The following is a 13,034-nucleotide window of genomic DNA, read 5'->3' as shown; positions in this document are numbered from 1 at the left end:
CCAGTACATTGCATGTGAGGCGTCAGGTACAGACTTGAGTATCTGTGCCCGGAACTATATGCACTGCTTGCGTCTGAATGCCTGCATTTTCCCGTAATAGGACGCGGCGAGGACGCGTGGGGACCTTGCGATACCCTGCAGCCTCGCCACCATCCAGACAAAAGCCTCGGTCCTGCCGGGGCTTTTTCGTTTCCGGAAACGCCATGGCGTGCATCATGCCGGGGGCGAAACCGAGACGGTGTCTGTGTGCCCTGATGCAGGCAGGCATATTTGGAGGGAGCGGGATGCTCTCATCCCCGCTGCCCACCCTTCGGTTTGTTATGGCACAACGGGTAACTGGAGCACGACCGGAAGGCCCCATGCGGCCCCATCCGGTCCACGAACACGCCGACCTTGCACACCGGGCAGCGCTCTTCGTGGATGGCCGCGCCTGAAATCGCGGTCACTTCCACTGCTCTGTCCTTCACCAGCTCGTCCAGGAACGGCGAACGCTTCCCCTGTAGGGTGAACATGGCCACCGAGCGTCGCGCACGCGTCAGCGCGACATAGAACAGCCGCCGTTCTTCGCTCAGCGGATAGGTATCCCCATCCGGCATTGCCAGCGAAAGGACCGGGTCATCGGCGCGCAGGCTCGGGAAGCTGCGGTTGATCATGCCCGGCAGAATCACGTAGTCCGCCTCGCGTCCCTTCGACCGATGGACCGTCAGGAACTCCACGTCCATCGTGCTGCCGAAGGCAGTCTTCCAATCCGGTGGCACCGCGCTGCGATCGGCGCGATACCGCCCCAGGATGAATACAGTCACGCGCCCATTGCGGCCCTGCGGCACCGCGCCTGACAACAGCTGCTGATGCAGCCTGGCGAGGTACTGGCGAACGCCATCCTGCAGCTCCTCGCGACGATTCATCTGGAACGCTTGCAGCACTGGCCCCATTGCCGGTGCGGCAGAACGAACCGCCTTGGCAATCTGCGCTGGATTCCGGCTGACGAAACGGCTGGACGCATCGCAGAGCGCCTGGGGGCAGCGGAATGTCTGCTCCAGTTTCAGCACCTGGCCATGGCCCATCCACTCGCGGAATCCGGTCATCACCGAAACGTCGGCACCGGCGAAACGATTGATCGATTGCCAGTCATCGCCCACCGCAAACAGATAGCGGCCGGGGCGGCTGACCAGGGCACGGCAGAGCCGGGCGCGGGCGCGCGAGGCATCCTGGAATTCGTCGGCCATCACCAGTTCGTAGGGCGATTCATAGCGGCCCTGTTCCAGCAGTCCGGCCGCCATGTTGAGCATGTCTTCGAAATCGATGCCGTGCTCGTCAGCCAGTGCGTTGTCCCAGGCCTGGAAAACAGGGCTGGCGATTTCCAGGAAGCGCCGATGCCGTTCCTTGAACTGGTCTTCGGGCATCTGTCGCAGGCGCTCCGCCATATCATCCAGCGTCAGGCAGTTGCTCTTGGCATGGGCAATGAAGGTGCGCATCAAGCCGATCAGGTCCGCGTCCGGCATGGGCTTTGCGCCCTGCTCGGGCAGCTCGCGGTCGGGGTTGGGGTCGAGTTCGACACCGGAGTCGCCAAGCCTCTCCGCCATATCCCGCAGGGCGTATCCACTGCGCAGACCAAACGAGGTGGTTTCAACAAGGGCGGTGCCTCGTGCCGCATGCTGTTGACGCTTCCAATGCATACCTTCGGCGTAGTCGGGAAGCTGCTCTGGCGCCTGGCCATCCGCATCCAGCGAGAAGTGCTCGTGATACAGCCCGGCGTGCGGGTAATAGAAGTTGGGGCGATACTGGCAGTGGGTGTCTGTCGCAGTATCGAACTCGTAGCGTCGCTCGTAGTCGTACGTCACGCCGTTGTAGAACAGCCAGTCGGCGATCACGCATTCTTCCAGGCTCTTCACCCGCTCACCCTGCAGGGTGCGGATGTAGGGCGTGCCATCGCGTTCGTAGCCATCGGCCTCCATTTCCGCGCCGAATGCCGGCAGGTCGCGCCCGAACACCAGGCGGAACATGTCCCACTGGGTGCGGAAGTGGATCGAGCGATCCTTCAGGTCGTCCACCAGCTCGGCCAGCTTGTTGAAGCCCAGCGTGGCGTCAATGGTCCATTCGGGGATGTCGGGCTTGCGGCCGGTGACCTTGGCGATGATGGCCAGGCCTAGGGCGTGGAAGGTCCGGGCCTCAACCACGGTGTTGCCCATGCCGAGTCGATCGAAGGTTCGCTGCGCACGCTCCTCCAGTTCCTTGGCAGCATCCTTGTTGAAGGCGAGCATCACGATGCGTTCGGGCTCGACAAAGCCGCGGTCAATGGCATAAGCGGCCTTGGCGACCATCGTGGAGGTCTTGCCGGAGCCGGCCGCGGCCACGACCTGCACCCGATTGTCGAAGCAGATGACGGCGCGGGCCTGTTCCTCTGTCAGCGGCTTGCTCTCGACCCGGCCCAGGAAGTCCCTGGCCAACACCAGCTCGCGCAGGGTCATGGCCTCATTGGCTTCGGCCCAGGCAGCGGGCCAATCCAGGTTCCAGTCGCGCAGGGCGTCCAGCGCCGCGCGATGGCTGTCCGCATGCAGATCTTCATGCACGTCTTCGTCGCGGAACAGCTGCTCCAGCTCAGGCGGCTGCAGGGGCAGGTCTGAGCGCTTCGCAAGCAGCGCCTGCTGCTGCTCATGGGTGATCCAGCTGCGACCGGCACTGCCTCGGTCGATGAGGGCATCCGCGTCGCCCAACCAGGACTGGATCTGCTTCAGAATCGTGTCGAACAGGGCCTTGCGTCCACGCGTGGTTCGCGCAAAGAGCAGGTGCTGCAGGGCCCCCGCAAGCCGGGACGCTCGTCCGTTGGGGAGCCCGTCCACGCACAGCCCGGCAGCATCGCCGGTCTGCAGTTCGACCCGTGACCAGAAGACCCCTCGATGGACCTGCACCTGCTGATCACCATCCACGCGCAACCTGTACTGCTGGCCGGAGACACTGAGTTCAACGTACTCGCCATCAAGCCGCAGCGACCAATGGGGCGAACGGGTCACGCGTCGGCCCCAGCCCGAGGGGCGCCATTCCATAGACATCCAGATACTGCCTTGCAAGCGTCAATAGGGCTTATTGAGCCCCTAAGCCCACATGATAAGGGGCTTGGAAGCCGCCTGTGGTCGTCAGCTCGCGGATTGACCTCGGTACGGGCTTCGCGTGCGCAGGAAGTGGTCGGTGGAGTCGCGGGGTGTCGCGTTTATCGCGTGCGTCCCGGATGCGGGCTCCGTACGTGCCACTATGCACCTGTGCAATGGTGTGCCACGATCCGGCGGCTCACTGCATATTAAGTGAAAGCAGTGCTTGGAGAAAGGCCTGGGAGGGAATGCCCCGATGAATGCAGTGGATCCGGAATTAAAGAGGTTTCTGTCAAGGTTCGATGAGTGCCACACCTTCGAAGGCTGCGAGTTGACCAGTCCGGAAAGCCATGGGATCGACGACGATACGCCGCTGCATATAGCGGCGTTCAATAACGACGTGGATCTACTCAAAGAGTTGATGCCGTTCGTCACCAATATCGACGTACTCGGGGATATTGGATTGACCCCGATGGCGAACGCCGTGATTAGTGAAAGCCTCGAGGCCGTTGTCTACCTTCTCTCCTGTGGTGCGGACCCCATGATCCTGGATGAAGTGGGCGATTCGGTGCTGGATATCATGAAGATGAGACCCGTCTTCAATCAGTTGGTTGAGCAGATCGAGAGCGAGCTGCCGGGGGCGGTTTGAGGTGGGCGAGGTGTGGGTGCTGAGGCGCGCTCGTGGCTCCGCAACCTGGGGCAGGCCGAGAAGATCACGGCGCTAGGATCGCGTACCATCACTCGTAGGCGCGATCCTGCTTCGTCGGCGGTACTTCCACCACATCACCGCGTCGGATCAGCTCGTCCAGATCCACCGCCGAAGCGGCCAGGGCATCCTGCGCATCGAAATCCCACTTGTCCTTGTACTCGCGTGCCAGCAGGTCGCAGACCGCTTTGGCACGCGGATAGGCATCGTCCTTGCCCTCGTTCTGCTTCAGCGCATCGCGATGGATCTGGCACAGCATGAGCTGGTGCGCATCCTCGGCGCGCTCGCGCTCCCAGGTGATGTCGGGCAGGCCCGAAAGCGCAGCGGCAAGTGCGAACGCGGTCATTGGCATGTCGGGTGTCCAGGCAGCGATGGGAACCCGAGCGTATGCGAGCGGCAGTGGCTTGGGGACACCACCGCCCGCGTCGTTTCACTGCATGTTCACCATTCGCCGCAGCATGGAAGCTGCATCAGATGCAGTTGATCCAGACGACCTGCTCACGCATTCACATTCACCACAATCCGCCCACGCACCTTGCCCGGGATGATCTGGTCGTAGACGTCCAGCACCTCGGCAAGCCCGATCAACTGCACGGTACTTTCGAGCTTCTGCGGATCCAGGTCGGTGGCAAGCCGGTCCCACGCGCGCTGTCGGATGTCCTGCGGCGCATTCACCGAATCCACGCCGGCAAGCGTCACGTTGCGGAGAATGAAGGGCAGCACCGAGCCATGCAGCTCATCACTCTGCGCCAGCCCGCAGGCGGCCACGGCGCCTCGGTATTTCGTCTCGGCAATGGCGTTGACGAGGGTAGGGCCACCGGCCACATCCACCACCCCGGCCCAGCGTTCGGCGCTCACCGGCCGCTCGCGCGGTTCTGAAAGCCGCGCGCGGTCGATGATCTCGGCGGCACCCAGGCTGTGCAGATACTCGGCGTGTTCAGGTCGCCCAGTGGCAGCCACCACGCGATAGCCCAGCTTTGAGAGGATCGCCACCGCGATCGAACCGACGCCACCGTTGGCGCCGGTCACCAGCACATCGCCCTTTTCGGGCGTCAGCCCCGCATGTTCGAGGGCCAGTACGCACAGCATGGCGGTATAGCCTGCGGTACCGATGGCCATGGCGTCGCGGGTGCTGAAGTTGCCGGGAATCCGGTTGAGCCATTCGCCCCGCACGCGCGCGCGCTGGGCCAGCCCGCCGTGATGTCCCATGCTCAGGTCCCAGCCATTGAGCACAACGCGGTCGCCTGGCTGGAAGTCGGCTCTACTGGATTCCAGCACCACACCTGCCAGATCGATGCCGGGAATGAGCGGGAACGTCCGGATGACCGGACTCTTGCCGGTCAGGGCGAGCGCATCCTTGTAGTTCAGCGTGGAGTACTCGACGTCCACCAGAACGTCGCCGTCCATCAGATCGGCTTCATCAAAATCGACCAGCTCGGTCGAAACCTGGTTGTTCGTCTTGCGGGTGAGCAGTGCTTTGAACGTCATGCTGGGCCTCACATTCAAGGAATGGGGCCATGCTAGGCTCGCACCGTTATCGCAACAAGAACGATGAATTTCCGTAGGTACTATGGTTTTCCGGAGTATGCATGCGTAGCAGGCGTTGGGATGGCAAGAGCGGTTGCGCGGTGGAAGTCACGCTGTCGGTGATGGGCGGCGTGTGGAAGCCGATCATTCTGTTTCACCTGATGACAGGCAAGCGACGTTTCATGGAGCTGACCCGGCGTGTGCCCAACGCCACCCAGTCCATGCTGACCAGCCAGCTGCGGGAACTGGAGGCTGACGGGGTGGTGATCCGCCACGTGTACCCGGAAGTGCCGCCGAAGGTGGAGTACGAGCTTTCCGAATTCGGCCGCACGCTGGTGCCGGTGCTGCTTGCCATGCGCGAGTGGGGTGAAACCTATCGCGGCCATAAAGGCACGGACAGCGACGGCTGAGACCTGGAGTAGTGCCGAAGCAGTATCCGCAGTACTGCAGGCAGCGCATGTGGCGCGCAGCCTGGTTTCATGAAGGGCTGCGATGCGGTTCCTGTTCCGTGGACGGCCGGTTGCCTATAGTGGCGCTGGAACCCTGCAATGGAATGCCCATGCACGTGATGTCCCCCAGCCGGTGTCTGACGCTTGCACTTGCCGTTGCAGTGAGTGCCGGCGCCTGTGCGCGGCCACCGTCCAACGAACACGAAAGGAATCCCGCCATGCCCGGCGCAACCCAGACCGGCCGCACGATCAACGGCCACACCTATACCGATGCGCCCGTGGACGTGAAGCTCGGGCCGAACACTTTCCGCATTCCGGCCAACTACCTGGACAGCCAGATCGCACCGTGGCCGGGCGAGGGCGTGACGCTGGTCATCGAGTGGCCGGACATGAAGCCGACGGCGCCGGGTGCGCGGGCGAATCCGCGTACGAATGATTTCCGGAAGGAGATTGCCATTCGGATCAACTACGTCGATCGCGTTCCCGTCGAAACACTGCTTTCAAGGCTGTCGTCAAATGAAGCCATCACGGAGGAGGGCTCTGTGGAAAGGGAGGATCCCAGGGACCGTCTCGATCAACGCGTTGCAAAGCCGCAGACCTTGGGCCTGACGCCCTATGCAATCGATGAAGCGAAGATGGTGGTGTACGCGAAGAAGTATGAGGCGCGGTACGGGAAGCCGCCTGTCCGCAATCCCGCCTACGAGAGAGACTGGTACATCGCACGCCAGGGCGATGGTCGGATCAGCTCGTTCATCAAATGTGACGGCGAGGAATTCCGACGCGACGGCGTGCGGCTGGAGGGGCGCGAGGTGATCAGTGAGCCCGGGGAAGTGGCAGCGGGCTGCGTTCATTACTTCGTGGACATCGACAACAAGCTGTCCGTCAGCCTGGACTACAAGAGAGCGTTTCTGAAGGACTGGAAGCGCATGGAAGAGGCCGTCAGGGACGTCATCGCGCGCACCCGGTCCAAGTGATCGGTGATTCAAGGAAGAGAAGGGGTAGGGTATGAGTGGATTGACCGAGCGAGATCTGAGCGTCCTTGGCAGCTATGCCAGAGACGGCAACCGCGAGCTTTACTGGAACTACCTGTCGCAACTGCCGGGAGCCGATGGATACGGGACACTGGCACTGGGTGTTGTACGCAATGACAGCCTGCCGGGACGCGTCGCGAACACTTATGCACAGAACTACGCGAAGAGCCAGCAGGAAGAGGGATCCCGGTTTCCAAATGCACAGTTGACCGAACGGCAATGGGAGTCCTTTGGGCAGACACTGCTCGAAAGAGATCTTGAGTTGCGGCAGCAGTGGATGAACGAGCGCCGCCCAGACCTGGCACTGAATCTTCCCGGCAAGGATGTAATGCTGGCTCACGACCGTGCATTTGAACGGCATGAACTCGATCCCAATTGCTGGACGCCGCGCGTGTTGCTGCAGGCGGCTGAGCAGAAGAGCGGCCCCGCGAAGCTGGAACAGATCTGGACCAACATGCTCAACAATGACTACGCCGGAGGCCCGCGTGTAGGCAACACCAGCGTCGATGCCATCAGCCAGATGGGATGGACGAAAGGCGGCCAGTACCTCACCCGGTTGAGCGTGCTGGAAGCCACCCAGGCCCTGGAAGGGCGCTCGGCGGTCGATCCGAACGTCATCGGTGGCAACAGCTACTACGCGATGTACTTCGAGGCGGACAGGAAATGGGCCAGCATCAGTGCGGGCGGCGGTCACATGTCGCTGCGCGAGATCACCGATCCCTCACGTATCGCCGAACTCAACGACGCGCGCGAGGTTCGTCTGGAGCGCCTGGAGAAGCGAACCCAGTTCCACCCGGACGACCCGTATCGGACCATTACCCGCAGCCCGCTTACCGCAGCCGTGGACGACGTGCCGGATCCCTCACAGGCGCCGACCCGTCTGGCCGACATTGGTCCTGGCCACCGTGAGTACACATTGCTGCAGCAGGTGCGCGAAGGCGTGGCCGCGATCGATGCCAGCGCGGGGCGTACCCACGATGAGAACAGCGAGCGTCTTGTGGCGAGCGTGATGGCCTTGGCCCGCCGCAACCAGCTTGAACGCGCCGATCACGTGCTGCTGAGCGCCCAGACGGCCGACGCTCCCGCAGGGCGGAACGTGTTCGTGGTGCAGGGCGAGATGACCGACCCCGCCCACCTGCGCGCTTCAATGCCCACGGATATAGCAGTACAGACGCCGGTTGCGCAGTCGTTGCAGCAGATGAAAGCGGTCGACCTGGATCGCCAGCAGACTGCCGGGCAACGCCAGCAGGAAATTGATGTGCAGGCGCGCGAGAACCATGCGATGCGGATGGGATGAAATCACACCGCCAGTCGCGTATGGAACCTTTTCAGTAGTAAGGCGCAGCGCCTGCCAGCCAATGCCAGCCCCCGAAATGGGGGCCGGCACGCATCACGGCAGTGCGTGGCTTACGGGATGGTGCAGCCGCTGTTCCGCAGGCAACGAGCAAACGCCGGGTAACAGACCTTCTCGCCATTACCCGCCGCCAGGCACGCGTCATACGCGGTGTAGCAAGGGGTACAGCGGGACTGCGCGGAGGCACTGCCGATTCCCAGGGTCAGTGCAGCAGCCGCAATAGCAACAGACAGCTTGAATCCAATCTTCATGCTTCACTCCGTTGATAGCCCTCCTTGGGCAACGGCAACGCTACAGGCGGAGGAGATCGTGCACAAGTGACTGGAAGTGCCGACGGTTTCGGACACGCGTGGACCAGTGCCAGGCAACGATCTGCTTGCCGGCAGTGGATCAGCGCTACACGTGCTTCCGGTCAGAAGCTGTAGGCCGCCTGCACATACACCCGCCGTGGATCTCCGGGGAAATGCCCGTTGCGTTCAATGAAGCCACTGGCCGCGTACACCTTGTCGAACAGGTTCTTGACGTTGGCCTGGAACTGCCACTGCCTCCACGTGGTCTTCCAGCTCACGTCGAACACGGTGTAGGCCTTGACCGTCTGCCCATCCAGGCTGACGCGTTCGCCGACGTGATCCGCGCCAAAGCCGATGGCGGAGTTGATCGCCGGCAGGTCATAACGCGTCCACAACCCCAGCTTGTTGCGCGGCGCATTGGCGAATCGGTCGCCTGAGGCGTTGGTGATGCCATTCGGTCCGGCGTCCTTCACCCGCGCATCGTTGTAGGCGTACGTCAGATTCAGCACCCAGCGCTCGCTGAGGTCGGCCAGCAGGTCAAGCTCCATGCCGGTGCTGCGTACCAGGCCCAGCGCGGCCAACTGGTTCACGCCACCGATCACCTCGCCGGTGGCCTGCACGATGTTGCTGCGGTCGATCCGGTAGGCCGCCATGTTCAAGGCCACACGGTCGGCCAGCAGCGACTTCATGCCTACTTCCCACTGCTTGCTGCGCTCGGCATCGAACGGTCCGCCAGCGGCCGGGTTCTGGTTGGCGGCACTCTGCGGCACGAAACCACTGGCGACGTTGGCGTAGACGTTCAGGCCCTCGCGCACGGTGAACGTGCTGCCCAGCCGCCAGCTGAGATCGTTGCCATCCACACTGTTGCCAGTGATGCGATCCTCATCCTTGAAGCCATCCCAGCGCACCCCGGCCAGCAAATGCCAGCGCGGGCCCAGTACCAGTTCGTCCTGCAGGTAGCCGCCATGGCGCTTGCTGCGGGTGGATGTGCTGCGCCAGGGCAGGGCCGCCAGGTTGTAGTCGTGCCAGGTACTGGCGCCGTACACGGGATTGAACAGGTCGATGCCGCGCACCGGCCCGGCGCCACGCGCAAGGTCAGCGCTGTTCGCGGTCTGTGCGGTGAAATCCGCATCCAGCTGGTACACATCGGCGCCGAACAGCACCTTGTGCTCAACCGTGCCGGTGGCCACCCGCCAGACGGCATTGCCGTTGGCAGTGAATGCTTCGTTGTCGCGTATCTGGTTGCGCAGCTGGCGGGTCATCCACTCGGCCACGCCATCGCGGTCACGATCGATCAGGCCCATCGGCTCGTGGTACATCTGGTGTTCGTTGTTGCTGAACCAGCGGGCGGCGAAGTCCAGGTCCAGAGTGTCGCTCGGCGCGAAACGGTACTGCGCCAGCGCCACTTTGGCGCGCATGTCGAGGAAGTCGCTGGCCTCGTTGTGGTTCCAGCGGCGGTCGGTCAGGAACGTGCCTGCATCGTTGACCGGCACGCCACGCAGGCGGTTGCCGCCAAGGTTCTGGGTGATGTCGGTGAACTGCAGCACCAGCTCGCCGGTCTGGCCAACGTCGAAGGCCAGCGAGGCGTCGCCGATCACGCTCTCGCTGTCGGTGTTCCAGCGCACGCCCTGTTCACTGTCGGCATAGATCCCGGCGCGATAGCGTACGCTGCCGATGGCATTGAATGGCCCGGTACCCTCGATCGATCCGGCAAGGAAGTCCTTGTCGCCGAGCTGGACCTCGATGCGGCGTTCGGCGCTGGCTTTCGGCTTGCGGGTCACGTAGTTGATGACACCGCCCGCATCACCCCCGCCATACAGCGCGCCTGCCGGCCCCTTCAGCACTTCCACGCGCTCGATGTTGAACAGTTGCGGCACCGAAAATCCTGCGTACGGGTCGCCGCGCAGGCCGTCATACAGCACGTTCTCCTGGCGGAAGCCGCGCAGGGTCACCCCGGCATAGCTGAAATAGCTGATGCCGCTGATGCTGCGATAGAGGTCGGTCACCTGGCGCGCGGCCTGGTCGTCGATCAGTTCACGCGGGATGACCTGGATCGACTGTGGGACCAGCTCCAGGGGCGTATCGGTGCGGGTGCCGACCGCGGCATCGTCTACCCGATACAGTGTCTGTGCGCGTCCGCGGACTTCGACTTTGTCCAGATCCTTGGGTGCGGCAGCGGAGGACTCAGCTGCATGCGCAAGGGTCGCCACGTGCAGGGTCAGTGCCAGGCACAGGGTGCGTTGCAGGGGCATGGGCAGGGGCATTGGGGAGGGTCACGTGTCTGCAAATGAGAAAGATTAGCATTTGCGATACTTCGGCTCCTATTCCCCGGATGCGCTATGGACGCGCGCCGGGGTCCGTATACGGGGTGCCCGCCAAGGCCACCAGTACCCCGGTGGCACCGCGCACGATCAGCTGCCGCATGGCCTCACGCGGGTCCTCGCCCTGCAGCTGGCTTGCCAGTCCTTTCTCATAGGCCGCCACCATCGACGCCAGCAGCATGGCCGCGCCCAGTCGCGCTTCGGCGTCATGTTCGGGCCGGCCGACAGCGTGGGCCATCAATCGCGCCAGATCGTCAGTCAACTGCGCCTGCAGCCGTCGCGCGTGCGCGACCAGTACCGGGCTCTCCGCCACGGTGCCCCAGAAGGCGACAGCGCCGGCATTGATGCGCAGCAGCGGATGGCCAGCCTCCAGCAACTCACGAACGAGCGACTGGAAGGCCGCGAGCGGGGTCAGGCCGCTGCGCGCCATCATGCCCTCGCGCAGCAGCGTGCGCGCCTCCTCATCCCGGTCGAACACCAGGTCTTCCTTGCTGGCGAAGTAGTTGAAGACCGTCTTGCGTGAGACGCCCGCGGCTTCGGCGATCTCGGACATGGAGACGGCCTCGAAGCCGCGCCGGATGAGCAGCTCGGTGGCGACGTCCGAAATCGTTTGTCTGGTCACGGCCTTGCGTTGTTCGCGGCGGCCAGGAGGCGGGGTCATGGGCGGTTCACTTGTGAAAACGTACACCGAGTGTAACATTTGATCCGCCAGAGCGCCGACCCGGCGCTCACAAGGAATCTCGATGCTGTACGACGTCGTCATTGCCGGTGCTGGCCCGGTTGGCCTGTTCCTGTCCTGCGAACTGGCCCTGGCCGGGTGTTCGGTGCTGGTGCTGGAACAGGCCGGGTCCGCCGGTTCGCCGTTGAAGCGCCTGCCATTCGGGCTGCGCGGCCTTAACGCCCCCACGCTGGAGGCACTGGATCGGCGCGGCCTGTTGGACGCGGTCGCCGCGACGCAGGTGCTCAAGCCCGACAAGGGCGCGCCGCCGCCCGGCACCGCCCATTGGCTGGCGCAGCCGCGTGCGCTGGGTGGGCACTTCGCGGGTATTCCATTTGCACTGGACGATGTGGACCAGGCGCGCTGGAGCTGGCGCCTGCCGACACCGGCGGGCACCCAGATGGCGGTGGAGCTGCAGGCCCTGGAAGCGGTGTTCGCCGAACGTGCGACTGCGCTGGGCGTGCGCATCGAACGCGGGCGGGCGGTACAGGCGGTGGATGCGCACGAGGCGCAGGTTGCGGTGCACACCGGCTCCGGCAGGGTCCACGGCCGCTGGCTGGTCGGTTGTGATGGGGCCCGCAGCACGGTACGCAAACAATCGGGCTTCCTCTTCGCTGGAACCGGGCCAGAGTTCACCGGTTACACGCTGCTGGTCGAACTGGCAGATGGGTGTGTACTCACACCGGGCCGACAGTTCACCGATCACGGGATGTGCAATTTCAACCCGCCAGGCATGCTGGCGCTGGCCGATTTCGATGGTGGCGCCGGCCATCGCACGCCACTGGACCGGCTCACCGCGCAAGCGTTGCTGCGGCGGGTGTCTGGCCGCGAGGCAACGATCACTGCATTGCACCTGGCCACGACATGGACCGATGCTGCGCGCCAGGCGACGGCCTATCGCAGCGGACGTGTGCTGTTGGCAGGTGATGCCGCGCACATGCATTCGCCGTTGGGCGGCCAGGGACTGAACCTCGGCATCGGCGATGCGATGAACCTCGGTTGGAAGCTGGCCGCCGTGGCGCGGGGCAAGGCCGATGAGGCGCTGCTGGACAGCTATCAGGCTGAGCGCCATCCGGTGGGCGCCAAGGTGCTGGACTGGTCGCGCGCGCAGGTTGCGCTGATGCGACCCGGGCCCGGTTCGCGCGCGCTGGCAGCGATCATGGCCGACCTGGCCAGCACCCGCGATGGGGCCACGTATCTGGCCGAGCGGATCTGGGGTGTTTCGCAGCAGCTGGATCTTGACGGAGACCACCCGCTGGTCGGCAGGAGCGCGCCGGACTTCCGGTTGGTCGATGGCCGCCGCCTGGGCGAACTGCTGAGAGCGGGGCAGGGGGCGCTGCTTGTTTTCGACCCGGCGTCTTCGCCGCCGCAGCATGGCCAACGCTGGCAGCCTTCCATCGCCTGCGCCGCAGATACCGGGGATGTGGCGTCGGGCCTGGGGGCGGTGCTGGTGCGCCCGGATGGCATCGTTGCCTGGGCCTGTGGCACACGGGGGGATATGTCCGGCCTCGATTCAGCGCTTGCTTCCTGGGCCGGTCCGACCCGGTGATCT

Annotated in this window: 11 protein-coding genes; 5 read left to right on the top strand and 6 right to left on the bottom strand. The window is 64.0% G+C overall.

Features of this window, described 5'->3' with window-relative positions; all coding sequences use genetic code 11:
• Positions 1–290 precede the first annotated feature (290 nt).
• Complete coding sequence (locus tag AC5P99_RS03845; protein WP_088436589.1) at positions 291–3,044, bottom strand: UvrD-helicase domain-containing protein; 2,754 nt, start codon at positions 3,042–3,044, stop codon at positions 291–293.
• Positions 3,045–3,342: 298 nt separating this feature from the next.
• On the opposite strand from AC5P99_RS03845, the gene AC5P99_RS03840 reads away from it, so the two are divergent.
• Positions 3,343–3,735: an ankyrin repeat domain-containing protein gene (locus AC5P99_RS03840; RefSeq protein ID WP_088436590.1), complete on the top strand. Its 393-nt coding sequence runs from the start codon at positions 3,343–3,345 to the stop codon at positions 3,733–3,735.
• Between the two features lie 88 nt (positions 3,736–3,823).
• Here the strand turns inward: AC5P99_RS03840 and AC5P99_RS03835 are convergent, their stop codons facing one another.
• Positions 3,824–4,144: a hypothetical protein gene (locus AC5P99_RS03835; protein ID WP_005410147.1), complete on the bottom strand. Its 321-nt coding sequence runs from the start codon at positions 4,142–4,144 to the stop codon at positions 3,824–3,826.
• 146 nt (positions 4,145–4,290) lie between these two features.
• Positions 4,291–5,280, bottom strand: coding sequence for an acrylyl-CoA reductase (NADPH) (gene acuI / locus AC5P99_RS03830; RefSeq protein WP_024956405.1), 990 nt, complete (start codon positions 5,278–5,280; stop codon positions 4,291–4,293).
• A gap of 101 nt (positions 5,281–5,381) precedes the next feature.
• Here acuI and AC5P99_RS03825 point away from each other — a divergent pair, with 101 nt between their 5' ends.
• The 3 genes from AC5P99_RS03825 (at position 5,382) to AC5P99_RS03815 (ending at position 8,096) form a co-directional block, all read left to right on the top strand.
• Positions 5,382–5,729 (top strand): winged helix-turn-helix transcriptional regulator, encoded by a 348-nt coding sequence (locus AC5P99_RS03825; protein ID WP_049449066.1) that lies wholly within the window; start codon positions 5,382–5,384, stop codon positions 5,727–5,729.
• Between the two features lie 149 nt (positions 5,730–5,878).
• Positions 5,879–6,742, top strand: coding sequence for a Smlt3025 familytype IV secretion system inhibitor (locus tag AC5P99_RS03820; RefSeq protein WP_088436602.1), 864 nt, complete (start codon positions 5,879–5,881; stop codon positions 6,740–6,742).
• Between the two features lie 31 nt (positions 6,743–6,773).
• Complete coding sequence (locus tag AC5P99_RS03815) at positions 6,774–8,096, top strand: Smlt3024 family type IV secretion system effector (protein WP_049449068.1); 1,323 nt, start codon at positions 6,774–6,776, stop codon at positions 8,094–8,096.
• Between the two features lie 110 nt (positions 8,097–8,206).
• Here the strand turns inward: AC5P99_RS03815 and AC5P99_RS03810 are convergent, their stop codons facing one another.
• The 3 genes from AC5P99_RS03810 to AC5P99_RS03800 all read right to left on the bottom strand — a co-directional run bounded on the left by AC5P99_RS03810 (position 8,207) and on the right by AC5P99_RS03800 (position 11,425).
• Complete coding sequence (locus AC5P99_RS03810; protein WP_005410142.1) at positions 8,207–8,404, bottom strand: hypothetical protein; 198 nt, start codon at positions 8,402–8,404, stop codon at positions 8,207–8,209.
• A gap of 161 nt (positions 8,405–8,565) precedes the next feature.
• A complete protein-coding gene (locus AC5P99_RS03805; RefSeq protein WP_495212909.1) occupies positions 8,566–10,707 on the bottom strand; it encodes a TonB-dependent siderophore receptor in 2,142 nt (713 codons plus the stop codon).
• 73 nt (positions 10,708–10,780) lie between these two features.
• On the bottom strand, positions 10,781–11,425 hold the full coding sequence (locus AC5P99_RS03800; protein ID WP_495212908.1) for a TetR/AcrR family transcriptional regulator: 645 nt from the start codon (positions 11,423–11,425) through the stop codon (positions 10,781–10,783).
• An 82-nt stretch (positions 11,426–11,507) separates the two neighbouring features.
• Between AC5P99_RS03800 and AC5P99_RS03795 the strand changes: the two genes are divergently transcribed.
• Positions 11,508–13,031, top strand: a complete 1,524-nt coding sequence (locus tag AC5P99_RS03795; protein ID WP_088436592.1) for an FAD-dependent monooxygenase — start codon at positions 11,508–11,510, stop codon at positions 13,029–13,031.
• Positions 13,032–13,034 lie beyond the last annotated feature (3 nt).

The organism is Stenotrophomonas sp. YJH_SMC_80 (assembly GCF_059372495.1).
Note: the sequence above shows the minus strand (reverse complement) of the source record. Positions and strands in the feature narration are given on the sequence as shown.